Origin of the sequence: Streptomyces sp. NPDC038707 (assembly GCF_040636485.1) — a bacterium.
In the GTDB taxonomy this organism is placed as follows: Bacteria; Actinomycetota; Actinomycetes; order Streptomycetales; family Streptomycetaceae; genus Streptomyces.
In genome coordinates this window covers 57,576-83,226 of record NZ_JBEZUP010000036.1, presented here as the reverse complement: position 1 = coordinate 83,226, position 25,651 = coordinate 57,576, and the positions used below count along the sequence as shown (strand labels likewise).

At 71.2% G+C, this 25,651-nt stretch carries 24 protein-coding genes and 1 tRNA gene; 11 read left to right on the top strand and 14 right to left on the bottom strand.

Features of this window, described 5'->3' with window-relative positions; genetic code table 11:
- Positions 1-208: 208 nt before the first annotated feature.
- From AB0E62_RS33125 to AB0E62_RS33110, 4 genes are all read right to left on the bottom strand, one after another.
- Positions 209-760: a hypothetical protein gene (locus tag AB0E62_RS33125; RefSeq protein ID WP_362202322.1), complete on the bottom strand. Its 552-nt coding sequence runs from the start codon at positions 758-760 to the stop codon at positions 209-211.
- A 332-nt stretch (positions 761-1,092) separates the two neighbouring features.
- Positions 1,093-1,166 (bottom strand) — tRNA-Pro (locus tag AB0E62_RS33120).
- A gap of 65 nt (positions 1,167-1,231) precedes the next feature.
- Positions 1,232-1,990, bottom strand: coding sequence for a Pr6Pr family membrane protein (locus AB0E62_RS33115; protein WP_362202316.1), 759 nt, complete (start codon positions 1,988-1,990; stop codon positions 1,232-1,234).
- A 302-nt stretch (positions 1,991-2,292) separates the two neighbouring features.
- The gene (locus tag AB0E62_RS33110; RefSeq protein ID WP_362202313.1) at positions 2,293-3,219 is read right to left on the bottom strand and encodes a metallophosphoesterase; all 927 of its coding nucleotides are present in this window, start codon (positions 3,217-3,219) and stop codon (positions 2,293-2,295) included.
- A gap of 163 nt (positions 3,220-3,382) precedes the next feature.
- Between AB0E62_RS33110 and AB0E62_RS33105 the strand changes: the two genes are divergently transcribed.
- On the top strand, positions 3,383-3,850 hold the full coding sequence (locus tag AB0E62_RS33105) for a GatB/YqeY domain-containing protein (RefSeq protein WP_362202310.1): 468 nt from the start codon (positions 3,383-3,385) through the stop codon (positions 3,848-3,850).
- 260 nt (positions 3,851-4,110) lie between these two features.
- On the opposite strand, the gene AB0E62_RS33100 is transcribed toward AB0E62_RS33105, so the two are convergent.
- Positions 4,111-6,459, bottom strand: coding sequence for a transglycosylase domain-containing protein (locus AB0E62_RS33100; RefSeq protein WP_362202307.1), 2,349 nt, complete (start codon positions 6,457-6,459; stop codon positions 4,111-4,113).
- A gap of 548 nt (positions 6,460-7,007) precedes the next feature.
- Between AB0E62_RS33100 and wblA the strand changes: the two genes are divergently transcribed.
- Entirely contained in the window at positions 7,008-7,346 is a 339-nt protein-coding gene (wblA, locus tag AB0E62_RS33095) for a transcriptional regulator WblA (protein WP_030606400.1), read from the top strand.
- 94 nt (positions 7,347-7,440) lie between these two features.
- On the opposite strand, the gene AB0E62_RS33090 is transcribed toward wblA, so the two are convergent.
- On the bottom strand, positions 7,441-8,787 hold the full coding sequence (locus tag AB0E62_RS33090; RefSeq protein WP_362202304.1) for an ArsA family ATPase: 1,347 nt from the start codon (positions 8,785-8,787) through the stop codon (positions 7,441-7,443).
- Positions 8,784-9,761, bottom strand: coding sequence for an ArsA-related P-loop ATPase (locus AB0E62_RS33085; protein ID WP_362202301.1), 978 nt, complete (start codon positions 9,759-9,761; stop codon positions 8,784-8,786). The genes AB0E62_RS33090 and AB0E62_RS33085 overlap by 4 nt, the downstream gene beginning before the upstream one ends.
- Before the next feature lie 95 nt (positions 9,762-9,856).
- Here AB0E62_RS33085 and AB0E62_RS33080 point away from each other — a divergent pair, with 95 nt between their 5' ends.
- The 4 genes from AB0E62_RS33080 (at position 9,857) to AB0E62_RS33065 (ending at position 12,367) form a co-directional block, all read left to right on the top strand.
- The gene (locus AB0E62_RS33080; RefSeq protein ID WP_086024262.1) at positions 9,857-10,015 is read left to right on the top strand and encodes a DUF4177 domain-containing protein; all 159 of its coding nucleotides are present in this window, start codon (positions 9,857-9,859) and stop codon (positions 10,013-10,015) included.
- Positions 10,012-10,476 (top strand): RidA family protein, encoded by a 465-nt coding sequence (locus tag AB0E62_RS33075; protein ID WP_362202298.1) that lies wholly within the window; start codon positions 10,012-10,014, stop codon positions 10,474-10,476. Before AB0E62_RS33080 ends, AB0E62_RS33075 begins: the two co-directional genes overlap by 4 nt.
- A 68-nt stretch (positions 10,477-10,544) precedes the next feature.
- Complete coding sequence (locus AB0E62_RS33070; protein ID WP_362202295.1) at positions 10,545-11,540, top strand: NUDIX hydrolase; 996 nt, start codon at positions 10,545-10,547, stop codon at positions 11,538-11,540.
- Positions 11,537-12,367: an MBL fold metallo-hydrolase gene (locus AB0E62_RS33065; protein ID WP_362202292.1), complete on the top strand. Its 831-nt coding sequence runs from the start codon at positions 11,537-11,539 to the stop codon at positions 12,365-12,367. Before AB0E62_RS33070 ends, AB0E62_RS33065 begins: the two co-directional genes overlap by 4 nt.
- Before the next feature lie 67 nt (positions 12,368-12,434).
- On the opposite strand, the gene AB0E62_RS33060 is transcribed toward AB0E62_RS33065, so the two are convergent.
- A complete protein-coding gene (locus AB0E62_RS33060) occupies positions 12,435-13,109 on the bottom strand; it encodes a Crp/Fnr family transcriptional regulator (RefSeq protein ID WP_014674022.1) in 675 nt (224 codons plus the stop codon).
- A 275-nt stretch (positions 13,110-13,384) separates the two neighbouring features.
- On the opposite strand from AB0E62_RS33060, the gene nth reads away from it, so the two are divergent.
- The 3 genes from nth to AB0E62_RS33045 all read left to right on the top strand — a co-directional run bounded on the left by nth (position 13,385) and on the right by AB0E62_RS33045 (position 16,535).
- The gene (nth, locus tag AB0E62_RS33055; protein WP_362202288.1) at positions 13,385-14,494 is read left to right on the top strand and encodes an endonuclease III; all 1,110 of its coding nucleotides are present in this window, start codon (positions 13,385-13,387) and stop codon (positions 14,492-14,494) included.
- 55 nt (positions 14,495-14,549) lie between these two features.
- Complete coding sequence (locus AB0E62_RS33050; protein WP_362202285.1) at positions 14,550-15,245, top strand: CoA pyrophosphatase; 696 nt, start codon at positions 14,550-14,552, stop codon at positions 15,243-15,245.
- A 90-nt stretch (positions 15,246-15,335) separates the two neighbouring features.
- Positions 15,336-16,535: a MarP family serine protease gene (locus tag AB0E62_RS33045; protein ID WP_362202282.1), complete on the top strand. Its 1,200-nt coding sequence runs from the start codon at positions 15,336-15,338 to the stop codon at positions 16,533-16,535.
- A gap of 16 nt (positions 16,536-16,551) precedes the next feature.
- Here the strand turns inward: AB0E62_RS33045 and AB0E62_RS33040 are convergent, their stop codons facing one another.
- From AB0E62_RS33040 to acs, 5 genes are all read right to left on the bottom strand, one after another.
- Positions 16,552-16,731 carry a hypothetical protein gene (locus AB0E62_RS33040; protein WP_362202279.1) on the bottom strand — a complete coding sequence of 60 codons (180 nt, stop codon included), beginning with the start codon at positions 16,729-16,731 and terminating at the stop codon, positions 16,552-16,554.
- A gap of 139 nt (positions 16,732-16,870) precedes the next feature.
- Positions 16,871-17,806, bottom strand: coding sequence for an alpha/beta hydrolase (locus AB0E62_RS33035; RefSeq protein WP_362202276.1), 936 nt, complete (start codon positions 17,804-17,806; stop codon positions 16,871-16,873).
- Positions 17,803-18,291, bottom strand: a complete 489-nt coding sequence (locus tag AB0E62_RS33030; protein ID WP_362202274.1) for a phage holin family protein — start codon at positions 18,289-18,291, stop codon at positions 17,803-17,805. The genes AB0E62_RS33035 and AB0E62_RS33030 overlap by 4 nt, the downstream gene beginning before the upstream one ends.
- Positions 18,292-18,413: 122 nt before the next feature.
- Positions 18,414-19,844, bottom strand: coding sequence for a Na+/H+ antiporter NhaA (nhaA, locus tag AB0E62_RS33025; protein WP_362202271.1), 1,431 nt, complete (start codon positions 19,842-19,844; stop codon positions 18,414-18,416).
- 209 nt (positions 19,845-20,053) lie between these two features.
- Positions 20,054-22,009, bottom strand: a complete 1,956-nt coding sequence (gene acs / locus AB0E62_RS33020) for an acetate--CoA ligase (protein WP_362202268.1) — start codon at positions 22,007-22,009, stop codon at positions 20,054-20,056.
- Positions 22,010-22,377: 368 nt separating this feature from the next.
- Here acs and AB0E62_RS33015 point away from each other — a divergent pair, with 368 nt between their 5' ends.
- Positions 22,378-23,643 carry a hypothetical protein gene (locus AB0E62_RS33015; RefSeq protein WP_362202265.1) on the top strand — a complete coding sequence of 422 codons (1,266 nt, stop codon included), beginning with the start codon at positions 22,378-22,380 and terminating at the stop codon, positions 23,641-23,643.
- A gap of 3 nt (positions 23,644-23,646) precedes the next feature.
- Here AB0E62_RS33015 and AB0E62_RS33010 read toward each other — a convergent pair whose 3' ends face one another.
- On the bottom strand, positions 23,647-24,627 hold the full coding sequence (locus tag AB0E62_RS33010) for an ATP-binding protein (RefSeq protein ID WP_362202263.1): 981 nt from the start codon (positions 24,625-24,627) through the stop codon (positions 23,647-23,649).
- A 101-nt stretch (positions 24,628-24,728) separates the two neighbouring features.
- Here AB0E62_RS33010 and AB0E62_RS33005 point away from each other — a divergent pair, with 101 nt between their 5' ends.
- The gene (locus AB0E62_RS33005) at positions 24,729-25,553 is read left to right on the top strand and encodes an oxidoreductase (RefSeq protein ID WP_362202261.1); all 825 of its coding nucleotides are present in this window, start codon (positions 24,729-24,731) and stop codon (positions 25,551-25,553) included.
- Positions 25,554-25,651: the final 98 nt, after the last annotated feature.

The window sequence follows — 25,651 nt, the reverse complement described above, 5'->3', positions numbered from 1 at the left end:
CTGCCCAGTCCTCCACGTTCAGCACCCTCCAAGAGTCCGGAGGGGTCAAGATTCGGAGACTGCCAGGGGGTCAGTTTTCACGAAGCAGCGACAGCTGGGCAGGCGACGCCTTCTCTGCCCCTTTGTGTCCACGGAGCCGTTGCGTAAGACTTGTCCCGCAATGATCAGACAGGGCGGCGTCGCAGACGGTTGCCGACCGGTTGCGGAGTCAGTCCAGGCCGGTTGCCCATGCCGTCAGCGCGGCGAAATCGTCGATGGCAAGGCCGCATCGCGGGTCGACTCGATGCAGTAGGGCGGGACCGTCGTGGTGCTTCTTCACCCACGTACGATCCGCCTCTGTGATCTCGTCGTCGATCCAGGCGAACGCACGGCCTTTCGCCCACGCGACGACCTCGGGCGTCTTCCAGAACACACCGTCCCCGGGCTCGGGCCGAGGCGAGGGCCAGGAAATGAAGGGCAGCTCGGGCAGTCCGAGGACGGGCGCGACGAAGGTGTTGGCTTCTTCCTCCCACGTTGTCGCCCACACCAGGTCGAAAGGAAGCGCACCCAGCGCCGGGCCGTGATCCGGGTTGAGCCACACCCGCAGCGGCTTCACGGGCTTGTTCGGCAGCCCCCACTCAGTCAGCCGGCGCCGCTCGGCAGCCTCCCACCGAGGGGTCGGCAGGCGGTGCGTCTGATAGCCCTCCGGCCGACGGTGCGGCTTCGCGGCATACGGGTTCAGCGGTCCGTCCACATCCACCAGCAGCACTGGACGCACCAGCTCATCCCGCTTGGTTCTGCATCGCACCGTACCGGCCGGTGACGGGACCACCGAGCGATTTTCTGACCGGTACTGACTCCGTAACTCTAGGCTCCGGGGTAGTGGGACGATCTCAACATGGCAGCAGTGATCACGGCGTCGCAGCCGTCCTGGATAGCCCCGTTCACGGGGGTCCGAGTGCCCTCAGCTGCCGCACTTGAGACGGCCACACCAGTCACCCCCTGGGAGACCTCGACCAAGATCTTCTCCCAAATTTCTCCCGAGCGGTCCCAGAAACCACTCAGGGGCCCGACCCGCTAAGCGGATCAGGCCCCTGACCTGGTACTACGGCGTCGGGGTGGCGGGATTTGAACCCACGACCTCTTCGTCCCGAACGAAGCGCGCTGCCAAGCTGCGCTACACCCCGGTGTCGCTGCTCCCGCGGCGACGACGTTTACTTTAGCCCACTGGGGGCTGTAGGCGAAATCCGGTTCAGACGCGGTGGCGGGTCGGGGACGGGCGGGTGTGGTCCAGGGCCACCAGGAGGAGCGCCAGGGCATAGATCGCGAGGCCCAGGAGGAGGGTGTTCGCCAGGCTGCCGCGGTAGCCGTGGGACGTCACGTCCAGGAAGGGGTAGAGGCGGCGGGACGGGTCGGACGGCGGGAGGAACGCCGCTCGGGTGAAGACGAAGGCCAGGTAGGCCAGGGGGTAGAGGAGCCAGGCCACGGTCTGGCGGAGGCGTAGGCGGGCGGCGGGGGTGAACAGGAGCCAGTCCAGTACGGCCGCCGCCGGGGCCAGCACGTGGAGTATCTGGAGCGCCGTCCACTGGGCGTGCCAGCGTTCCGGGGCCGTAGTCGTGCCGGTCATGGAGAACGGGGGCGTGGTGTGGGCCAGGAGCAGGTGGTGGACCAGCGCGCCGGTCACGGCGTAGAGGAGCGCGGCGCCTGTCACCGCCGACGGGAGCGGGCGGCGGGCCCGCCAGGCCGTCGTCGCCGACAGGAACATGGTCACGGCCAGCAGGGCGGTGGCCTGGACGCTGAAGTAGCTCAGCACGCGGGCCGGGCTGCCCAGCAGCAGTTCCAGCGCGACTCCGCCCGCTGCCGTCACGGCGGTCAGCAGACGGAACACCGCGGCCGACGGGCGACGGACCGGGGCCACCACCGCCGTGGCCGGCACCGGGGCCGGCAGCAGGACGGGCGGGCCCGGGACCGCGGGCAGGTCCGGGATGTCCCTGGGTATCGGGGCGGTCATGGCCCTCACGCTAGGAGCGGGGCAGGGGCGCGGCCAGGTGGATTGGGCCGGGTGGGTCATCCGGTCACCGTGCGAGTCTTCCCGGCTGGCCTCCCGGCTGGCCTCCCGACTGGCCTCTCGACTGACCTTCCGGCCGATCCGCCCCGGCTCGGCGCCCGTCCGTCCAGATCGAGCCGCAGCCGCAGCGGCAGTCGCAGTCGTTACCGCAGCCGCAGCCGCAGCCGCAGCCGCAGCCGCAGCCGCAGCCGCAGCCGCAGCCGACGGCCGACCGTCGTCCCCTCTCCGCCCCCTCCGCTTCTCCCCTACGCCCGTTCCACCAGTGTCAGCAGCGTCGCCTCCGGTGGGCAGGCGAAGCGGACCGGGGTGTAGCGGTTGGTGCCGCAGCCGGCCGAGACGTGGAGGTAGGACGTACGGCCCTCTGCCGTGTGCGTGGAGAGGCCCTTCACGCGGTCCGTGTCCAGGTCGCAGTTGGTGACCAGGGCGCCGTAGAAGGGGATGCACAGCTGGCCGCCGTGGGTGTGGCCGGCCAGGATGAGGGGGTAGTCGTCCGCCGTGAACGCGTCCAGGACCCGCAGGTACGGCGCGTGGACCACGCCGAGTGAGAAGTCGTACGTCCCCGTGGGTCCGCCGGCCACCCGGGTGTAGCGGTCCCGCTTGATGTGCGGGTCGTCCAGGCCGGTCAGCTCGATGGAGACGCCCTCGACCTTGAGGACCCCCCGGGTGTTGGTGAGGTTCAGCCAGCCCGCCGCGTCGAAGCCGTCCCGCAGGTCCTCCCACGGGTTGTGGATCGCGCCCACCGCCGGCGCGTTGCCGTTCAGCCCGTGCCGGCCGCTCGCCTTCTCCAGCAGGTAGCGGGCGGGGTTGCGCAGCTTGGGGCCGTAGTAGTCGTTGGAGCCGAAGACGTACGCGCCCGGGAACTCCATCAGCGGACCCAGGGCGTCCAGCACCTCCGGGACGCCCTCGGGGTCCGACAGGTTGTCCCCGGTGTTGATCACGAAGTCGGGGCGCAGCCCGGCCAGTGACTGCAGCCAGCGCTGCTTCTTGCGCTGGCCGCCGACCATGTGGATGTCGGAGACCTGGAGCACACGCAGCGGGCGCATGCCCGGGGGCAGGACGGGGACCGTGACCCGTCGGAGGCGGAAGGAACGGGCCTCGAAGCCCGCCGCATAGACCAGGCCGGCGGTGCCGGCCGCCACGATTCCCAGGGGGATTCCGTATCGCGCGCGCATCTGTCCATCGTGTCAGACCCGTTGGGCACACCGGGACCGGCCACCGGGTCGGGCGGGCGGGGCATCTCCGACGGCTGGAGAGGCGGGTGGCGGCGACCGGGGGACAGGCGCCGGCGGCTAAATGGACGGGCACGGGCTGCCGTGCACCTGCGACAATCGGGCCATGACCACCACGCTCAAGTCGAAGCTGCAGGACGACCTCAACGCCGCGATCAAGGAGCGCGACGAGCTCCGCTCCTCGACGCTCCGGCTGACCCTCGCCGCGATCACCAAGGAGGAGGTCGCGGGCAAGGAGAAGCGGGAGCTCTCCGACGACGAGGTCCTCAAGGTGATCACCCGCGAGGCGAAGAAGCGCCGTGAGGCGGCCGATGCCTTCGCGCAGGGCGGCCGGGCCGAGCAGGCCGAGCGGGAGAAGGCGGAGGGCGAGGTGCTCGCCGGCTACCTGCCCAAGCAGCTCTCCGACGAGGAGCTGGACGCGATCGTCGCCCAGGCCGTGGCGGAGGCGAAGGCGGCCGGTGCCGAGGGACCGCGGGCCATGGGCGCCGTCATGAAGATCGTGAACCCGAAGGTGGCCGGCCAGGCCGAGGGCGGCCGGGTCGCCGCCGCGGTGAAGAAGCTCCTCCAGGGCTGACCGCCCGCCCGGGACCGGCACCGCCCGACCCGGACCGGCACCGCCCCGGACCGGCACCGTGCACGGTCCGGCCTGCGCGCGCTGCCGCCCTCTGGTTCCCCTGGTTCCCCTGGTCCCCCGAGCGGGTGCCCGACTGTCGCTCCCGCTCCCTTTCTACGACCGTGAGGCCGCACCGCCGCACCCCCTCTCCACGGCCGCGGGGCCGCACCCCCTCCCGGAGGTGCGGCCCCGCCGCGCTGACCAGCACGGTCACAGCAGGCCTAGTGCTGCCTGCCCCCGTGGCCGTTCCCGTTGTTCCCGCCGTCCCGGCCGTTCCCGCCATTCCCCTGCCCCTGGATGACGTGCTCGGGCAGGGAGAACGTCGGCGTCGGGAACGCGCCGCCGAGAGCGCCCGCGGTGGGGCCGCCGCCAGTGGTGCCGCCGTTCGGCAGGCCGCCGATCAGTCCCCCCGTCACCTGCCCCGTCGCCTCACCGTTGTGGTCGTCCGTCGCCCCCCGGTCGCCTTTTCCCTGATCGTCCTCCTCATGGCTGTCGTCGGGAAGGTCGATCAGATGGAAGTCCGGGGCGGGCTTGCCCTCCAGCGCGCCGGACATCATGTCGCGCCAGATCGGGCCCGGGACCTCGCCGCCGTAGACCTTGTCGTGCGGGACGCCGCCGATGGTGATGTTGGTCATCTTGCGCTTGTGCTGCGGGTCGCCGACCCAGACCGCGCCCGCCATGTTCGGGGTGTAGCCGACGAACCAGGCCGCGAAGCGCTCATCCGTCGTACCCGTCTTGCCCGCGCTCGGGCGGCTGCCGAGGCCGGCCTCCTTGCCCGTGCCGTCCTCGACGACGCCCTTGAGGAGCGTACTGATCGTGTCCGCGGTGTTCTCCGACATGGCCCGTGAGCAGGTCGTCCTCGGCACCCGGAGCGTCTTCTGCGTGCTGCCGGCCTTCTGGGTGACCGACTCGATGGCGACCGGGGTGCAGTACGTGCCGCGCGAGGCGAAGGCGGCGTACGCGCTCGCCATCGTCAGCGGGGACATCTCCTGGGTGCCGAGCGCGATGGAGGGCGCCTGGTCGATCTTGCGGCCGTCGGCGCGGGCCACGCCCATCTTCTTGGCCATGTCGATGACCGGGCAGATACCGATGTCGCTGATCAGCTGGACGTAGTAGGTGTTGACCGACTTCGCGGTGGCCTCCGCCATGCCGTACGGGCCGTGCTCCGAGTCGTTCTCGTTCTTCAGCTTCTCCGGCCGCCTCGGGTCGTTGCGCCACACCTTGCCGTCGCAGGCGGCCACCGGGCTCGGGTAGGCCATCTCGTACGGCGACGAGTACTCCTGGGTCGCGGGTTTGCCGCCCTCGACGGCCGCCGCGGCGACGATCGGCTTGAACGTGGAACCGGGCTGGTAGCCGGCGCCGCCGCCCATGTCCGCGTTCACGGACAGGTTGATCGTCGTCTCGCCGTTGTTGACGTTGACGCCGTACGGGCGGGACTGGCCCATGGCGAGGATCTTGCCGGTGCCGGGCTCGACGACGGTCGCGGCGGTCGCCACGGCATCGCTCCGGTTGACGTGGTCCCTGACGGAGTCCTGCACGGACTCCTGTGCCTGCGGGTCGAGCGTCGTGCGGATCGTCAGTCCGCCCCGGTTCCAGAGCTTGGCCCGCGCCTCCTTGGTCTTGCCGAAGACCGGGTCGGTGAGGAGGACCTGGCGGACGTAGTCACAGAAGAAGCCGGCGCCCTTGACCGCGGTGATGCAGCCGTTCTTGGGGCGGCTGGTGTGCAGGCCGAGCGGCTTCCGCTTCGCCTGCTCGGCCTCCTTCTGGGAGATGTCGCCCAGCTCAGCCATCCGCTGGAGCACGGTGTTGCGCCGCTTGGTGGCCTCCGCCTCGTCGTTGACCGGGTCGTACCGGCTCGGGGACTGGACGATGCCGGCCAGCAGCGCCGACTCCTGGAGGTTCAGGTCCTTGGCGTGCTTGGAGAAGTAGCGCTGGGAGGCGGCTTCGACGCCGTAGGCCTGCTCGCCGAAGAAGGTGATGTTCAGATAGTTCTCGAGGATCTTCTTCTTGCCGAGTTTGTCCTCGATCTGGATGGCGTACTTCAGCTCGCGGATCTTGCGGCCCAGGGTCTGCTGGGTGGCCTCGGCGACCTTCGTCGGGTCGTCGCCGGCCTCCTCGATGAAGTAGTTCTTCACCAGCTGCTGGGTGAGCGTGGAGGCGCCCTGGGCGACCCCGCCCTCCTGCGCGTTCTTGTTCACGGCCCGCAGCACGCCCTTGAGGTCGACCGCACCGTGCTTGTAGAAGCGCGAATCCTCGATCGCGACGATCGCCTTCTGCATGTACGGCGAGATGTCCTTGAGGTCCACCACCGTACGGTCGCGGGAATAGACGGTCGCGATCTGCTTGCCCTGGCTGTCCAGGATGGTGGTGCGCTGGCTCAGCTGGGGACTCTTCAAGTTGGCCGGGATCTCGTCGAAGCCCTTGACCGAGCCCTTGGCCGCGAGGCCCAGCGCTCCGGCCGCGGGCAGCGCGATGCCCGCCATGACGGCTCCGGCGAGCACACTGACACCGAGGAACTTGGCGGCCTGCTGCATGGGCGACAGACCACCGCCCGAGCGCTTCTTTGGCATGGGGGCAGCCTAATCCGTACTGTTGAGCGTTCCGAGGGAGCGACCGCTTGTCGGGATGTTTCCGAGTGCCGATCGTGACGTACGGCCCGAGGGCTCGCCGGGGCGCGGGCCTCCGCCACGGGCCGGCAAAGAGGGAAGTCTCCGTTCCCATTCGCCGGACACGCGCACAGGCATTGGCCTAAGCTGCTCTCAACTGTCACAGCCGAGCGGTCACCTATTCCTACGCCCGGCTACCCCGGATCGTTCCGGATCCGCCCGGAAATTCTCGGGGAACGGGCCTTTTTCCCAGTGGGGGACGGGCCCGAGGGCCGCCCGGCGCCCGGGACGGCCCACCGCGACTGCCCCGGTTTGCCGGGAGAATCACATATGTCGCCAGCTCACTCCCGCGGGTGATCTGCCGCTTACCCATAGTCCGTTCGGGCCATTCAAGATTGGGCCCGAAGGGGGTGTTGCACTGTCCCCACCTTCCGTAACGTCCTCAACTGGCGGCGGTGAATATGCCGCTGCCGCCGTGGGGGAGCCTCGATTCGGGAGAGGACGGCGCCGGTATGGGCTGGGTAACCGACTGGAGTGCGCAGGCCGCCTGCCGCACTACCGATCCGGATGAACTGTTCGTTCAGGGAGCAGCGCAGAACAGAGCCAAGGCGGTGTGCACCGGATGCCCGGTACGCACCGAGTGCCTGGCCGACGCGCTGGACAACCGCGTCGAGTTCGGCGTGTGGGGAGGCATGACGGAGCGTGAGCGCCGTGCGCTGCTGCGTCGGCGGCCCACCGTGACCTCCTGGCGCAGGCTCCTGGAAACCGCCCGCTCGGAGTACGAGCGGGGCGCGGGAATCGTGTCCCTCGACAACGACGAGGTGTACGAGAACTACGCCGCGGTGAGCTGAGGGCCTCTCCTCCAGGCTCGTCCGGTCAGGCCGGGGTCAGCCGCGGCCAGCCGCAGCCATGCGTGAAGGACCGGCATGAGCCGTGTGCGGGTGCCTATATGTGCTCCGTCCGTTCCGGTCGCTCGGCCGCTGCCAGCAGGTCTCCGATGTCGCGCAGGCCCGCGAGGTCGTGGACGTCGCCGGGCAGCGCGGGTACCTCGACCATCGCCACCTCGGGGTGGCGGGCGGTGAAGCGGTCGCGGGTGCGCCGCTCGCGGGCGAGCAGCCGCATGCGCTCGGCGTGCAGTCTGAGCAGGCCCGCGGTGAGCCGGTCGACCGAGCGCTCCGTGTCGGCGGGGGAGCCTTCCTCGGGAGCAGGGGCCGCGGTCTCCGGTGCGGAGGATCGTGAACTGCCGTGTGCGTCGGGAGAGTTACGAAGACCAGCTTTCCCGCCCCCCTGATCCACAATGCGGGGGTCCTCAAGATTTTCCGCGGCTGCCAGCGCCCGCTCGGCCGACAGCCGGCCGGCACCGCTGTCATGGACGCGGTTCAGCACCAGGCCCACCAGCGGCATGCGCTCCGCGGCCAGCCGCTCCACGAAGTACGCCGCCTCGCGCAGCGCGTCCCGTTCCGGGGCCGCCACCACCAGGAACGCCGTGCCGGGCGCCTGGAGGAGTTTGTACGTGGCGTCGGCGCGGGTGCGGAAACCGCCGAAGGTGGTGTCCATCGCGGCCACGAACGTCTGCACGTCCTTCAGTAGCTGACCGCCCAGCAGCTTGCCCAGCGTGCCCGTCATCATCGACATGCCGACGTTGAGGAAGGCCATCCCGGCCCTCCCGCCGAGCTTCGCCGGCGCGGTCAGCAGGCGGATGAGCCGGCCGTCCAGGAAGGAGCCGAGCCGCTTGGGCGCGTCCAGGAAGTCCAGCGCCGAGCGGGACGGCGGGGTGTCGACCACGATCAGGTCCCACTCGTCCCTCGCCCGCAGCTGGCCCAGCTTCTCCATCGCCATGTACTCCTGCGTGCCCGCGAAGCCCGCCGAGAGCGATTGGTAGAAGGGGTTCGCCAGGATCGCGGCGGCCCGCGCGGGGTCCGCGTGCGCCTCCACGACCTCGTCGAAGGTGCGCTTCATGTCGAGCATCATGGCGTGCAGCTCGCCGTCGCCCTCGGTGCCCTTCACCCTCCGGGGCACGTTGTCGAGGGAGTCGATGCCCATCGACTGGGCCAGCCGCTTGGCCGGGTCGATGGTCAGCACGACCACCTTGCGGCCCCGCTCGGCGGCCCTGAGCCCGAGCGCCGCCGCGGTCGTCGTCTTGCCGACCCCGCCCGAGCCGCAGCACACCACGATCCGGGTCTTCGGGTCGTCCAGCAGCGGGTCCACGTCCAGCACGCGCGCGGACGAAAGACGGCGGGCCTGCTCGGGCCCCTGTGCCGTCCCGGATGCCTCGGCCGGGTCCGTACTCATGACAACCCCTGCTTCCGCAGCTCGGTGGCGAGTTCGTACAGGCCCGCCAGGTCCATGCCCTCGGCGAGCAGCGGCAGTTCGTGCAGCGGCAGGCCCAGTTCGGTGAGGACCGCCCGCTGCTCCTGCTCCAGCGTGTACCGCTCGGCGTACTCCGCGGCCTGCTCCAGCAGGGGGTCCACCAGCTTCTCGGCGTTCCCGCCGCGCCGGGCCCCGCCCAGACCGGCCGCGGAGAGCGCCTGTGCGACAGAAGAACGCTCCACGGTCCGTACGAGTTCCAGGTCGGCCTCGTCCAGCACCCGCGGCCGGACCATGTTCACGATGACCCGGCCCACCGGCAGCCGGGCCGCGCGGAGTTCGGCGATGCCGTCGGCGGTCTCCTGGACCGGCATCTCCTCCAGCAGCGTCACCAGGTGGACCGCGGTCTCCGGTGACTTCAGCACCCGCATCACGGCCTGCGCCTGATTGTGTATGGGGCCGATCTTCGCCAGGCCCGCCACCTCGTCGTTGACGTTCAGGAAGCGGGTGACACGGCCGGTCGGCGGGGCGTCCATGACGACGTAGTCGTACACGAACCGCCCGGTCCGGTCCTTGCGGCGCACCGCCTCGCACGCCTTGCCGGTCAGCAGGACGTCTCTGAGGCCGGGCGCGACGGTGGTGGCGAAGTCGATCGCGCCGAGCTTCTTCAGGGCGCGGCCCGCGCTCCCTAGCTTGTAGAACATCTGGAGGTAGTCCAGAAGGGCCAGTTCGGGGTCGATCGCGAGGGCGTACACCTCCCCGCCGCCCGGAGCGACCGCGATCTTCCGCTCCTCATAGGGCATCGCCTCCGTCTCGAAGAGCTGGGCGATGCCCTGCCGGCCCTCGACCTCCACGAGAAGCGTCCGCTTCCCCTCGGTCGCGAGGGCCAGCGCGAGTGCGGCGGCGACCGTCGTCTTTCCGGTCCCGCCCTTGCCGCTGACGACCTGGAGCCTGCTCACGCCTTCGAGACTAACCAGTCCGGCCGACTCGCACGCGGGAGGCTGTGGACAACGCAGGTCACCGTCCCTGTCGGCACAGCGGCTACAGTCGGCCCATGACCAAGTGGGAATACGCAACCGTGCCGCTGCTCGTCCATGCCACGAAGCAGATTCTGGACAACTGGGGCGAGGACGGCTGGGAACTCGTCCAGGTCGTTCCCGGGCCGAACCCGGAGCAGCTCGTGGCCTACCTGAAGCGGGAGAAGCAGGCGTGAGCGCGGTCGAGGCCAGGCTGGCCGAGCTGGGCCTGACCCTGCCGGAGGTGGTACCGCCCCTGGCCGCGTACCAGCCGGCCGTGCGGTCCGGGGCGTACGTCTACACCGCCGGGCAGCTGCCGATGGTGGACGGCAAGCTGCCGGTCACCGGCAAGGTGGGCGCCGAGGTCACCCCGGAGGAGGCCAAGCAGCTGGCCCGTACCTGCGCGCTGAACGCGCTGGCCGCCGTGAAGTCCGTCGTCGGCGACCTGGACAGCGTCGCGCGCGTGGTCAAGGTCGTCGGCTTCGTCGCCTCCGCGTCCGACTTCACCGGGCAGCCCGGTGTGGTCAACGGCGCCAGCGAACTGCTCGGCGAGGTCCTGGGCGAGAAGGGCGTGCACGCCCGCAGTGCGGTCGGCGTCGCGGTGCTGCCGCTGGACGCGCCGGTCGAGGTCGAGATCCAGGTGGAGCTGGCCCAGTAGGGCGCCGCCCTTCCCGCGGCCCTCGGGCACCTCTCGAACAATCGCCCGGTACGGGATAGCCTCCGGCCATGGCGAACGGTCAGTGGTACCCCCCGGAGTGGCCGGACCGCATCCGCGCGCTCGCGGACGGTTCGCTCACCCCGGTGACCCCCCGGCGCGCGGCCACGGTGCTGCTCCTGAAGGACACCCCGGACGGCCCGGTCGTCCACATGCTGCGCAGACGCGCCTCCATGGCCTTCGCCGGAGGCGCGTACGCGTATCCCGGGGGCGGTGTCGACCCGCGCGACGACGACCGTCAGATCCGCTGGGCGGGCCCCCCGCGCGCGTGGTGGGCGAGGCGGCTCGGTGTCGACGCCGCGGGCGCCCAGGCGATCGTCTGCGCGGCCGTACGGGAGACGTACGAGGAGGCCGGCGTGCTGCTCGCCGGGCCCGACCCGGACTCGGTCGTCGGCGACACCACCGGGGACGACTGGGAGGCCGACCGCGCCGCCCTGGTCGCGCGCGAGCTGTCCTTCGCCGAGTTCCTCGACCGGCGCGGCCTGGTGCTGCGCTCGGACCTGCTGGGCGCCTGGGCCCGCTGGATCACCCCGGAGTTCGAGGCCCGCCGCTACGACACGTGGTTCTTCGTGGCCGCCCTCCCGGAGGGCCAGCGGACCCGCAACGCCTCCACGGAGGCCGACCGCACGGTGTGGATCCGCCCCGCCGAGGCCGCCGCCGGCTACGACCGGGGCGAGCTGCTGATGATGCCGCCCACCATCGCCGCCCTGCGCCAGCTGCTGCCCTACGGCACGGCCGCCGAGGCCCTCGCCGACGCGCCCGCGCGCGAGCTGACCCCGGTACGGGCGAGCGCCCGCCTCCAGGGCGACGAGATCGTCCTCTCCTGGCCCGGGCACGAGGAGTTCACCAAGCACATCCCCACGGCCGCCGGGCCGGTGCCGACGGCACCCGCGACGCCCACGGCGACCGGGACACCGGCGGGCGGCCCGGCGGACGCCGCCCCGGCCGGTCCCCGCCCGGCCACGCCCACGACCACCCCCTCGGCCCCCGGTGGAGGTCCCGCATGACCGACGCGAGCGCGCTGCCGGGACAGCCCCGGGGCGGAGTGCTGTCCGGGCCGGCCACCGAACGGACGGTCAACGTCCTCGCGCCCAACCCCTCCGCGATGACCCTGGACGGCACGAACACCTGGATCGTCGCCGAGCCCGGCTCCGACCTGGCCGTGGTGATCGACCCCGGCCCGCTGGACGACGGCCATCTGCGCAACGTGGTGGACACGGCGGAGAAGGCCGGCCGGCGCATAGCCCTGACCCTGCTGACCCACGGTCACCCCGACCACGCCGAGGGCGCCGCCCGGTTCGCGGAACTGACCGGCACGCGCGTGCGGGCGCTCGACCCGGCCCTGCGGCTCGGCGACGAGGGCCTGTCCGCCGGGGACGTGATCACCGTCGGCGGCCTGGAGCTGAGGGTCGTGCCCACGCCCGGGCACACCGCGGACTCGCTGTCCTTCCATCTCCCGGCCGACCGGGCGGTGCTGACCGGGGACACCGTCCTCGGGCGCGGTACGACGGTCGTGGCGCACCCGGACGGGCGGCTCGGGGACTATCTGGACTCCCTGCGGCGGCTGCGGTCCCTGACGGTGGACGACGGCGTGCACACCGTCCTGCCGGGCCACGGACCGGTCCTGGAGGACGCCCAGGGCGCCGTGGAGTTCTACCTCGCCCACCGCGCCCACCGGCTCGCCCAGGTGGAGACCGCCGTCGAGAACGGTTACCGCACCCCGGCCGAGGTCGTCGCCCACGTCTACGCCGACGTGGACCGCTCGCTGTGGCCGGCGGCGGAACTGTCGGTCCGGGCCCAGCTGGACTATCTGGGCGAGCACGGGCTGATCTAGCCCGGACACGACAGCGGGGCCCGGCTCAGGGGAGCGGGGCCCCGGTGGGACGTGCGGCCGGGCCGTGTCAGCGCGACCGCTTGGCCAGCCGCTCCACGTCCAGCAGGATCACGGCGCGCGCCTCCAGGCGGAGCCAGCCGCGCTGGGCGAAGTCCGCGAGCGCCTTGTTCACGGTCTCGCGGGAGGCGCCGACCAGCTGGGCCAGCTCCTCCTGGGTCAGGTCGTGGACGACGTGGATGCCCTCCTCGGACTGCACGCCGAAGCGGCGCGAGAGGTCCAGCAGGGCGCGCGCCACCCGGCCGGGGACGTCGGAGAAGACCAGGTCGGACATGGCGTCGTTGGTCTTGCGCAGACGGCGGGCGACCGCCCGCAGCAGGGCGCCGGCCACCTCGGGGCGGGCGTTCAGCCAGGGCTGGAGGTCGCCGTGGCCGAGACCGAGCAGCTTGACCTCGGTCAGCGCGGTCGCGGTGGCGGTGCGGGGGCCCGGGTCGAACAGCGACAGCTCGCCGATGAGTTCGCCGGGGCCGACGACGGCGAGCATGTTCTCCCGGCCGTCGGGGGAGGTGCGGTGCAGCTTGACCTTGCCCTCGGTGACGACGTACAGCCGGTCCCCGGGGTCGCCCTCGTGGAACAGGGAATCGCCGCGTGCGAGGGTCACCTCACTCATGGAGGCGCGAAGCTCCGCGGCCTGCTCGTCGTCGAGAGCCGCGAAGAGCGGGTTGCGCCGCAGAACGTCGTCCACGAGTTCTCTCCTTGTCGACCTGCTCAGGGGATCTTGCTCCCCCGTGTGCCAGGGGACCGTGTTCCCCATTTTGCCGGACGGTCCAAACAGTGTGATCTGTCACAAGGATGCCGTACCCGTCTCCTGGGGTAAGCGTCAGGGGTCCGATCGGGGGCCGCTGCGCCGGGTCCGGGGCGGATGTCGGCGCCGGGCTTTAGGCTGGCCGGGTGTCCAAAACGCCGGTGAGAGCACAGGACAAGGGGGCTGGGCGGGTGGTTGCACGTCGCGATTCCGCTGTGGGCGAACGCACGCCCGAAGGAAGTAGTAAAACGGGCAAATCGACTAAAAAGACTGTCGGTGCGGAGGGGAACGCCACGACCGCGAAGAAGGCCGCGCCGTCCAGGACCGCCGCCAAGAAGAGCACCGCCGCCGAGAAGAGCGCGGCCGCGAAGAAGACCGCCTCCGCGAAGAAGGCGACGGCCGCGAAGAAGGCGACGGCCGCCAAGAAGGCCCCGGTAGCCAAGAAGGCCGCGGTCGCCAAGAAGGTGAGGCCGGCCGACGTGGTCGTCCCCGCCGAGGCCGCCGTCAAGAAGGCCGCGCCCGTCAAGAAGATCGCCGTCCGGCCGACGGGCGGAGAGTCCCCCACCGCCCTGGTCCGCCGCGCCCGCCGCATCAACCGCGAGCTGGCCGAGGTGTACCCCTACGCCCACCCCGAGCTGGACTTCGAGAACCCCTTCCAGCTGCTGGTCGCCACCGTGCTGTCGGCCCAGACCACCGACCTGCGCGTCAACCAGACCACCCCGGCGCTCTTCGCCCGGTACCCCACCCCCGAGGACCTCGCCGCCGCGAACCCGGAGGAGGTCGAGCAGATCCTGCGCCCCTGCGGCTTCTTCCGGGCCAAGACGAGGTCGGTCATAGGGCTCTCCAAATCGCTCGTCGAGAACTTCGGCGGCGAGGTGCCCGGACGGCTGGAGGACCTGGTCACGCTGCCCGGCGTGGGCCGCAAGACGGCCTTCGTCGTCCTCGGCAACGCCTACGGCCGGCCCGGGATCACCGTCGACACCCACTTCCAGCGGCTCGTGAGGCGCTGGCGGTGGACCGACGAGACCGACCCGGACAAGATCGAGGCCGCCGTGGGCGCGCTCTTCCCGAAGAGCGAGTGGACCGACCTGTCCCACCACGTCATCTGGCACGGCCGGCGCATCTGCCACGCGCGCAAGCCCGCCTGCGGCGCCTGCCCCATCGCCCCGCTCTGCCCGGCGTACGGCGAGGGCGAGACCGACCCGGAGAAGGCGAAGAAGCTGCTCAAGTACGAGAAGGGCGGCTTCCCGGGCCAGCGTCTGAACCCCCCGCAGGCCTATCTCGACGCCGGCGGCAGGCCGGCGCCGCCGCTGGGGGCCGCGTGACGGAACGATCTCGGTGCCCTCGGGCGTTGGAGAGGGCAGAGCGACGGGGGTGGCGATGACGAGGACGAGTGACACGCAGGGCGGTCCGCTGACGCTCAGCGGGGCGGGGCTGCCGGACTGGCTGACGCCGGTCGTACGCGTCGCGGAGACGGTCGAGCCGGCGCAGCTGAGCCCCTTCCTGCCGCCGGAGAACGGCTCGGGGCGGCAGTCGGCCGTGCTGATCCTGTTCGGCGAGGGGGAACGCGGCCCCGAGCTGCTGCTCATGGAGCGCGCGGGCTCCCTGCGCTCGCACGCCGGCCAGCCGTCCTTCCCGGGCGGCGCGCTCGATCCGGAGGACGGCGATCCGCAGGGCGACGGGCCCCTGCGGGCCGCGCTGCGCGAGGCCCGGGAGGAGACCGGCCTCGATCCCTCGGGCGTCCAGATCTTCGGCGTGCTGCCCCGGCTGTACATCCCGGTCAGCCGCTTCGTCGTCACGCCCGTGCTGGGCTGGTGGCGCGAGCCCAGCCCGGTCGGCGTGGTCGACCCGAACGAGACGGCCCGGGTCTTCACGGTGCCCGTGGCCGATCTGACGGACCCCGCCAACCGCGCCACCGCCATCCACCCCAGAGGCCACAGCGGCCCGGCGTTCCTGGTCGAGTCGGCCCTGGTGTGGGGCTTCACGGCCGGAGTGATCGACCGGCTGCTGCACTACGCGGGCTGGGAACGCCCCTGGGACCGGGACAAGCGGGTCCCGCTGGACTGGCACGCGTGACAGGGTGATCCCCGTGCGGTATCCCCGGGGGGCGGCCCCGGGGCCCGGCCGAGCTGCTGGGAGCGGAGTGAGTAGGCGAGGCCTGAAGCAGTGAACGTGCTGGACATCCTGTTGCTCGTCGCGGCCGTGTGGTTCGCGGTGGTGGGTTACCGCCAGGGCTTCGTCGTCGGCGTCCTGTCGGTGACCGGGTTCCTCGGCGGCGGCCTCCTCGCCGTGTACACGCTGCCCGTGATCTGGGACGCCACGACCGGCAAGGAGGAGGTCGGCACCACCGCCGCCGTCGTGGCCGTGGTCGTGGTGATCGTCTGCGCCTCCGTGGGCCAGGCCCTGACCACCCACCTCGGCAACAAGCTGCGCCGGCACATCACCTGGTCCCCGGCGCGCGCCCTGGACGCCACCGGCGGCGCGCTGGTCAACGTCGTCGCGATGCTCCTGGTGGCCTGGCTGATCGGGTCCGCGCTGGCCGGCACCACCCTGCCCACGCTCGGCAAGGAGGTCCGCGGCTCCAAGGTGCTGCTCGGCGTCTCCCGGGCGCTGCCCGCGCAGGCCGACACCTGGTTCGCGGACTTCTCCTCCGTGCTCGCGCAGAACGGCTTCCCGCAGGTCTTCAGCCCGTTCGCCGACGAGCCGATCAAGGACGTACGGCCGCCCGACCCGGCCCTCGCGGGCAGCCCGGTGGCCCAGCGCGCCCGGAACTCCATCGTCAAGGTCACCGGTACCGCCCAGAGCTGCGGCAAGGTCCTGGAGGGCACCGGCTTCGTGTTCGCCGACCGGCGTGTGATGACCAACGCGCACGTGGTCGGCGGGGTCGACGCGCCGCGCGTGCAGATAGGCGGTGAGGGACGCAGGTACGACGCCCGGGTGGTGCTGTACGACTGGGAGCGCGACATCGCCGTACTCGACGTACCTGACCTGCGGGCGACCGCGCTGCGGTTCACCCGTGAGGACGCGACCGGCGGGGACGGCGCGATCGTCGCGGGCTTCCCGGAGAACGGTGCGTACGACGTGCGCGCCGCGCGCGTGCGCGGGCGCATCACGGCCAGCGGCGCGGACATCTACCACCGCGGCACGGTCCGCCGCGATGTCTACTCCCTGTACGCCGTCGTCCGGCAGGGCAACTCCGGCGGCCCGCTGCTCACTCCGGACGGAGAGGTCTACGGCGTGGTGTTCGCCAAGTCACTCGACGACGCGGACACGGGGTACGCGCTGACGGCGGACGAGATCCGGGCCGACATCGAGCGGGGTCGTACGGCGAACGAGCAGGTGGGCACGGACAGCTGCGCCCTGTAGGGCGGCGCCGTGGCGGTCAGCTCCGCGCGTGGCGAAGACGCATCGAGACCCAGCGGGCCCGACGGCGCAGGATGCGCGGGATCCCCACCTGCGGGTCGGCCACCGCGAGTTGCGGAGTGACCCGCTGGGGCGTGCCCGGACCCGTGGCCGAGCGGCGCTTGCGGGGTGCGTCACTGTAGTCGTGCGTCCAGCCCATACCCCGACGTGTGCCCCCGCCCGAAGGTCGATAACCACCCGCGCGCCCCCTAATTGGCCTATGCGCAAGGCATGTGGCGGTCCAGGGGACAACCAGGGGGGAACCGGACGCCGAACACACCGGAACCCGCACCGAACGGTCATCGGTCCGGCTCGGGATCCTTCAGCCAGTTGACCAGTTCGGCGGAGAACGCGGCCGGGTCCTCCTCGTGCGGGAAGTGACCGAGGCCGTCGAACAGGCGCCAGCGGTAGGGGGCTTCGACGAACTCCCCGGAACCGGCCGCGCTGCGGGTCCGGGTCACCGGGTCCAGCGAGCCGTGCAGATGCAGCGTCGGCACCCGTACGGGCCGTTTCATCCGGCGGTAGAACTGCACACCGTCCGGGCGGGCCAGGGAACGCACCAGCCAGCGGTACGGCTCGACGGAGCAGTGCGCCGTGGAGGGGATGCACATGGCCCGCTGGTACGTCTCCACGTCCGCGTCCTCCGGGAGCCGCGGCCCGGACCAGTCCCGGATGAGACGGCCCACCAGCGCGCCCCCGTCGGCGGTCAGTTGACGCTCGGGCAGCCAGGGCCGCTGGAACCCCCAGATGTAGGAGTTGGCGGCCGTCTGCCGGGCGTCCCGCAGCATCGCCGCGCGCCAGCGCCGCGGGTGCGGCATGGACACCACCGCCAGGCGCCGGACCAGTTTCGGCCGCATCGCCGCCGCCGTCCACGCCAGATAGCCGCCGAGGTCGTGGCCGACCAGCGCGGCGTCCGGCTCACCGAGCGAGCGGATCACCCCGGTGACGTCCAGCGCCAGGTTGGCGGGGTCGTACCCGCGGGGCGTGCGGTCGCTGCCGCCGACGCCCCGCAGGTCCATCGCCACCGCTCGGTAGCCCGCGTCGGCGAGCGCGGCCAGCTGGTGCCGCCACGTCCACCAGAACTGCGGGAAACCGTGCAGGAGCAGCACCAGGGGGCCGTCGCCCAGCTCCGCGATGTGGAAGCGGGCGCCGTTGGCGGCGACATCCCGGTGCGTGACCCGTCTCCCGTCCGGGAGGTCGATCCGCACGGGTGAGGGGGCGGCTGGGTCCGTCATGACGACGAGCGTGCCACAGCCTCGATGGCGGCGGGAGCCGGTTCTCCGGGCAGTTCCGGGCGCGGGTGCGGCTTGGCGTTCTGCAGGACGCCGGCCGACCGCTTCACCGAGGCGGCCACCTTCTGCGGGCCCTTGCCCTTCTTGGCCTTCTTCGCGAACGCCACGCCGATGAGTCCGAGCAGGCCGGCCACCAGCACGTTGGCCGCGAAGGACAGCACGAAGCAGATCGCCAGGTTCCAGTGGCTCCAGGTGCGGATGCCGTACGCCAGGGCGAAGTTGAGCATCGGCAGGGAGAACACCAGCACCGCGCCCGCCATCGAGAAGGCGCCGCCGCTCACCGCGCCGCGCTTCACGTCCTGCTTGAGCTGGGCCTTGGCCAGCGCGATCTCGTCGTGCACCAGCGCCGACAATTCGGTCGTCGCCGAGGCGAACAGCTGGCCGATGCTGCGTTCGGCGCCGACCGGGCTGCCGTCGGGTGCGCTCATCGCGTTCTCCCTCAGAGTTCTCGTGCCGCACATGTGCTGCGGGGACGGCCGTGGTGCTCGTACGGCTGCCCGGGCAGCCGTCGCGCGCGTGCGGCCGTCTTGTTCTGTACCGTCTCGTCAGATCATGCCGGACGGTCGCCCTCCTCGCCTGCCCCGCCCGGCACTTCCGCAAGCCCGTGGCGTGCCTCGGCGGCCAGGCGCCGGTGCTCGGCGGCCTTGCGTTCGTGGATCTCGGCCATCCGGAGGTGGTACGCCGGATCGCCCTGCTCATAGACGTCCGGGATGCCGTCGCGGTCCTCGTCGCGGTCCTCTTCCTCGCACAGCCTGCGGTACCGGTTGTCGCGCAGCTTCAGCAGCGTCGTCGCGCACACCGCCGCGATCAGCGATCCGATGAGGACGGCCGCCTTCACCTCGCCGGTCAGCACGGTGTCGCTCCCGAAGGCCAGCTCGCCGATCAGCAGCGACACCGTGAAGCCGATCCCGGCGAGCGAGGACATCGCGAAGACGTCGGCCCACGCCAGTTCCTCGCTGAGCCGCGCCCGGGTGAAGCGGACGGTCAGCCAGGTGCCGCCGAAGATCCCGAGCGTCTTGCCCACGACCAGGCCGAGGACGACACCGAGCGTCTCGGGCTTCGCGAACACGTCCCCGAGCGCCCCGCCGGATATCGGCACACCGGCGCTGAACAGGGCGAACAGCGGTACGGCGAGCCCGGCCGACAGGGGCCGCACCCGATGCTCGATGTGCTCGCCCGGAGAGTGCTCCTCACCCTCCCGGGTGGTGCAGCGCAGCATCAGACCCATCGCCACGCCGGCGATGGTGGCGTGCACGCCGCTGTTGTACATCAGCGCCCAGATGACGACGGCGAGCGGTACGTACACGTACCAGCCGCGTACGCCCTTGCGCAGCAGCAGCCAGAAGACGGCGAGCCCGGCGGCGGCCCCGCCCAGGGCGGCCGGATTCAGCTGGTCGGTGAAGAAGACCGCGATGATCAGGATCGCGAAGAGGTCGTCGACGACCGCCAGGGTGAGGAGGAAGGCGCGCAGGGCGCTGGGCAGGGAGGTGCCGATGACCGCGAGCACGGCGAGCGCGAAGGCGATGTCGGTGGCGGTGGGCACCGCCCAGCCCTGGAGGGACCCGTTCCCGGCGAGGTTGGTGAGGGTGTAGACGCCGGCCGGCACGGCCATCCCGCACAGCGCCGCCACCACGGGCAGCACGGCCGCCTTCGGGTCGCGGAGGTCCCCGGCGACCAGCTCGCGCTTGAGTTCGATGCCGGCGACGAAGAAGAACACGGCGAGCAGTCCGTCGGCGGCCCAGTGGGCGACCGACAGGTGCAGGCCCAGTGCGCCGGGGCCGAGGTGGAAATCGCTGACCGTCTCGTAGCCGTGGTGCAGGCCGGGGATGTTCGCCCAGAGCAGCGCGGCCACGGCGGCGAGGAGCAGCAGGACACCGCCGACGGTCTCGGTGCGCAGCGCGTCCGTGAGGAAGGTCCGCTCGGGCAGGGACAGGCGGCCCAGGGCCTTGCGGGCGGTGGTGGGGGTGCGGGGCGCGGTCACGGGAGACCTCCGGAGGCAGGCAGGCGGTATTCACATGCCGACCAGACTTCCCGGCGCACCTGACGTGTCACGTGCCGCGACACTTTCCTTAGTTTACCTAAAGTGGCGCGCGCCGGTCCGATGATCTCCACTGGGGAGCCCTCCGGGGCACCCGGCACGTTCGGCGGCCGGGTGCCCCGGAGGGTGTTGTTCCAGTCCTTCCGGTCCGCTCAGTCCTCGCTGGGCGCGGCGGGCAGCTTGGCCTGGATGAGGTCCATGACCGTGCTGTCGGTCAGCGTGGTCACGTCGCCGAGCTGGCGGTTCTCGGCGACGTCCCGCAGCAGACGGCGCATGATCTTGCCGGAGCGGGTCTTGGGCAGCTCGGCCACCGGGAGGATCCGCTTGGGCTTGGCGATCGGGCCGAGGGTGGCGCCGACGTGGTCGCGCAGCTCGCCGAGGAGCGACTCGGTCTCCGACGCCGAGCCCCGGAGGATGACGAAGGCGACGATGGCCTGGCCGGTGGTCTCGTCCGCGGCGCCGACGACGGCGGCCTCGGCGACCGCCGGATGCGAGACCAGCGCCGACTCGACCTCGGTGGTGGAGATGTTGTGCCCGGAGACGAGCATCACGTCGTCCACCCGGCCGAGCAGCCAGATGTCCCCGTCGTCGTCCTTCTTCGCGCCGTCGCCGGCGAAGTACTTGCCCTCGAAGCGGGACCAGTAGGTGTCGATGAACCGCTGGTCGTCACCCCAGATGGTGCGCAGCATCGACGGCCACGGCTCGGTCAGCACCAGGTAGCCGCCGCCGCCGTCGGGCACCTCGTTGGCCTCGTCGTCGACGACCGTCGCGCTGATGCCGGGCAGCGGGCGCTGCGCCGATCCGGGCTTGGCCTCGGTGACGCCCGGCAGCGGGCTGATCATCATGGCGCCGGTCTCGGTCTGCCACCAGGTGTCCACCACGGGCGTGCGGTCGGCGCCGATGTGCTTGCGGTACCAGATCCACGCCTCGGGGTTGATGGGCTCGCCCACCGAGCCGAGGATCCGCAGGGAGGACAGGTCGTACTTGGCGGGGATGTCGTCGCCCCACTTCATGAACGTCCGGATCGCGGTCGGCGCGGTGTAGAGGATGCTGACCTTGTACTTCTGCACGATCTCCCAGAACCGGCCCTGGTGGGGGGTGTCCGGCGTGCCCTCGTACATCACCTGGGTCGCGCCGTTGGCCAGCGGGCCGTACACGATGTACGAGTGGCCGGTCACCCAGCCGACGTCGGCCGTGCACCAGTACACGTCCGTCTCCGGCTTGAGGTCGAAGACCGACCAGTGGGTGTAGGCCGTCTGGGTGAGGTAGCCGCCGGAGGTGTGCAGGATGCCCTTCGGCTTCCCCGTCGTGCCGGAGGTGTAGAGGATGAACAGCGGGTGCTCCGCCTCGAACGCCTCCGGGGTGTGCTCGGCGGACTGCCGGCCCACCAGGTCGTGCCACCACAGGTCCCGGCCCTCGGTCCAGGCGACCTCCTGGCCGGTGCGGCGGACCACCAGCACGTGCTCGACCTGGTCGGCCTTGCCGAGCGCCTCGTCCACGGCCGGCTTGAGCGCGGAGGGCTTGCCGCGCCGGTAGCCGCCGTCGGCGGTGATGACGACCTTGGCGTCCGCGTCCTGGATGCGGGTCGCGAGCGCGTCCGCCGAGAAGCCGCCGAAGACGACCGAGTGGGCCGCGCCGATCCGCGCCGAGGCCAGCATCGCGATCGCGGTCTCCGGGATCATCGGCATGTAGATGGCCACCCGGTCGCCCTTGCGCACGCCCAGCTCCAGCAGGGCGTTGGCGGCCTTGGAGACCTCGTCCTTCAGCTCCGCGTAGGTGATCGCGCGGCTGTCGCCGGGCTCGCCCTCGAAGTGGATGGCGACGCGGTCGCCGTGACCGGCCTCCACATGGCGGTCCACGCAGTTGTAGGCGACGTTCAGCTCGCCGTCCTTGAACCACTTCGCGAACGGCGGGTTGGACCAGTCCAGCGTCTCGGTCGGTTCCTTGGCCCAGGTCAGCCGGCGGGCCTGCTCGGCCCAGAAGCCGAGCCTGTCAGCCTTGGCCTGTTCATACGCCTCCGCCGTGACATTGGCGCCTGCGGCCAGGTCGGCGGGGGGCGCGAACCTGCGTTCTTCCTTGAGCAGGTTGGCCAGGCTCTCGTTGCTCACGACATCTCCCTTTCGAAGGGTGTCCGTTGTGTCCCAGGCCACAGCTCATCAGACGCGGGGGGCCGATGACAAGGGTTGCCGGAAAATTGGTTTAGACCTGTTGGCGGCGAGGGTGCCGACTCGCGGCGGCGCGATGAAGGTGCTTGGTAAAAGAATCGTAATGCCACGTAAAGGTAATGCACAGGTTTTCGAGGTGAATGGAGTAGGAGATCCCCTCTCAGGGTGAATTAGTCATTTGATCGGCTTGTCGTATTAATTCCTTCTCGGTTCCGTGCGACCTTGGCCGCGCTGTCGGGACAACCCCGGCATACCGCCAGAAACAACCCCATTCAGCGTGTGCCTGAGAGAAGGAAGAAGGTGGGCGGAACATGGCCGCCACCCAGAGGATCGCCGTCGGCGTCATGGTCGCCGCGGCCTGTGCGGCGTCGCTCGCCGGCTGCGCGGGAGACTCCACCGCCGTGAAGCAGGGGGCGCCCGGTCCGGAGCAGGGCGCGCCGGCGCCGGGCAGCGTGTTCCGGCCGATCGGCGACGGATCCACCGCTTACACCGGAGCCCAGCCGCATCTACCCGGTCCGGACCGGCTGAGCCCCGGTCAGAAGCCCCCGCAGTTCGTCGTGTTCTCCTGGGACGGCGCGGGCGAGGACAGCCAGAAGCTGTTCTCGCACTTCCGTCAGGTCGCCAAGGAGAACAACGCGACCATGACGTACTTCCTCAGCGGCGTGTACCTGCTGCCCGAGGAGAAACGCGACCTCTACAAGCCGCCGCAGCACTCTCCGGGCAGCTCCGACATCGGGTTCAACGACGAACGGGGCATCGCCGACACCCTTGAGCAGCTGCGGCTGGCCTGGCTCGAGGGCAACGAGATCGGCACCCACTTCAACGGCCACTTCTGCGGGCCCGACGGCGGGGTCGGCACCTGGTCGGTGGACGAGTGGAAGAGCGAGATCGCCCAGGCCAAGAGGTTCGTGAAGTCCTGGCGGACCAACACCGGCAAGCGCGGGGAGGACCCGCTGCCCTTCGACTACGACAAGGAGCTGATCGGCGCCCGCACCCCCTGCCTGGAGGGACGGAAGAACTTCGTGAAGGCCGCCCGCGACCTCGGCTTCCGTTACGACTCCAGCGGGGTCAACGACCAGGTCTGGCCGAAGAAGAAGGAGGGGCTGTGGGACCTGTCGATGCAGCTCGTGCCGTTCCCCGGCCACACCTATGAGCAGCTGACCATGGACTACAACTTCATGACCGGCCAGTCCGGCACCCAGACCCAGGGCGACCCCGACAAGTTCGACTACTGGGGCGACCAGATGCGCGACGGCCTCCTCAAGGGCTTCTACCGCGCCTACGACGGCAACCGCGCGCCCCTGGTCATCGGCAACCACTTCGAGTCCTGGAACGGCGGCACCTACATGCGCGCCGTGGAAGAGGTGGTGAAGGAGGTGTGCTCCAAGCCCGAGGTGCGCTGTGTCTCCTTCCGGCAGCTGGCCGACTGGCTGGACGCCCAGGATCCGCGGACCCTGGCGCGGCTGCGTTCCCTGGAGGTCGGGGAAGCACCCCGGCAGGGCTGGGCGTCGTTCCTGTCCGGCAGCCCGGCCCCGGCGCCCAAGGGAGTGCCCGGGGCGCCGGCGGACCAGCGGTAGGCGTCAGGCGGGAGCCGCCACGCTCTCACCGAGCACGAAGCCGGGGTCGACCTGCGCCGCCAGGTCGGCCCCGGTGCGCTCGTTGCCCCACGACTCGGCGTTCTTCAGGTGGAAGTGCACCATCTGACGGGTGTAGCGCTCCCAGTCACGCTGCTCGTAGGTGGCGTCCACGGCGGCCCGAAGGGTCTCCAGGGCGCGGGCGTTGGCCTCCTCCAGGAGGTCGAACCGGGGCGGGCGGCCCTTCTCCATGGCGCGCACCCAGTCCGAGCGCCCGACCGTCACGAGCAGGTCGTCCCCGGCCTCCGCGCGCAGGAAGTCGATGTCGTCCGGCTCGTGGATCTTGTTGCCGACGACCTTCAGGGCGATGCCGAAGTCGCGGGCGTACTCCTTGTACTGGCGGTAGACGGAGATCCCCTTCCGGGTCGGTTCGGCGACGAGGAACGTCATGTCGAAGCGGGTGAACATGCCGGAGGCGAAGGAGTCCGAGCCGGCCGTCATGTCGACCACCACGTACTCGTCGGGGCCGTCGACGAGGTGGTTCAGGTACAGCTCCACCGCTCCGGTCTTGGAGTGGTAGCAGGAGACCCCGAGGTCGGCGTCCGTGAAGGGGCCCGTGACCATCAGACGGACGGCGCCGCCGTCGAGTTCCACCGGACGCGCGCAGGCGTCGTAGACCGGGTTGGGCTCACGTACCCGGACCAGCCGCGAGCCCTCGCCGGGCGGGGTGGTCTTGATCATCGTCGCGGCCGAGGCGATGCGCGGGTTGGTGCCGCGCAGATAGTCCTTGATCAGTGTGAGCTGTCCGCCCATGGCGGGCAGCGCCGCCGCCTCGTCCTCGCCGAGGCCGAGAGCGGGGCCGAGGTGCTGGTTGATGTCCGCGTCGATGGCGACCACCGGGGCGCCGGCGGCGGTGAGGTGACGGACGAAGAGGGAGGAGAGCGTCGTCTTCCCGCTCCCGCCCTTCCCGACGAAAGCAATTTTCATGTTCACCAAGGGTAGCGGTGTGATTGCTGTGGGTGTCACCGTGAAGTGAAGAGGACCACTCCTTCGTGGGGCGGACCGCCGGGGTGCGTACTGTCGTACCCATGAGTACGACAGGCGCGACCGCCGACCCGCTCGCCGCCCTGGGCTCGCTGCCCGGTGTGGCCGAATCCGTGGAGTCCGTACGCAAGGCCGTGGACCGGGTCTACGGGCACCGCGTCATGCGGCGCCGCAGCAACGAGATCACCTCCGAGGCGGCCCTGCGCGGTGCCCGCGGCTCGGCGGCGCTGTCCGGGGCGGACTGGGCCCTGGAGGAGGTGCGGCGGCGCACCGACTTCGGTGTCGACGCGGAGGCCCGCGTGATGGGCGCCGCCCTGCGCCTCACCGCCGAGGCGGGACAGCTGCTGTCCATCTGGCGCCAGTCGCCGCTTCGGGTGCTGGCCCGGCTGCACCTGGTGGCCGCGGCGAGCGACGCCGAGCAGGTCGGCAGGCCGCGACAGGCCGGCGAGCCGGTGGACGAGCCGCTGGTCGGACTGCCGCTGCCGGACGCCGGGGAGGTCGCCGGCCGGCTGGAGGGGCTGGCGGACCTGATCATCGCCGGCAGTTCGGCGCCCGCGCTGGTCACGGCCGCCGTGGTGCACGGCGAACTGGTCGCACTGCGCCCCTTCACCTCGTACAACGGCCTGGTCGCGCGCGCGGCCGAGCGGATCGTGCTGATCGGCAGCGGCCTGGACCCGAAGGCGGTCTGCCCCGCCGAGGTCGGCTACGCCGAACTGGGCCGCGCCTCCTATCTGGCCGCCCTCGAGGGGTATGTCTCCGGTACGCCCGAGGGGATGGCGGCGTGGATCGCCCACTGCGGACGGGCGGTCGAGCTGGGCGTGCGCGAGTCGACGGCGGTGTGCGAGGCGCTCCAGCGCGGCGCGGCCTGAGCGGTTCTCCGCCGGCCGGGATGTGGAGGCCGGGCAGAGAGATGCGGCGGTACGCGTTCGCGTACCGCCGCTGGCATGCCCGCCGGGTTACCAAGCGT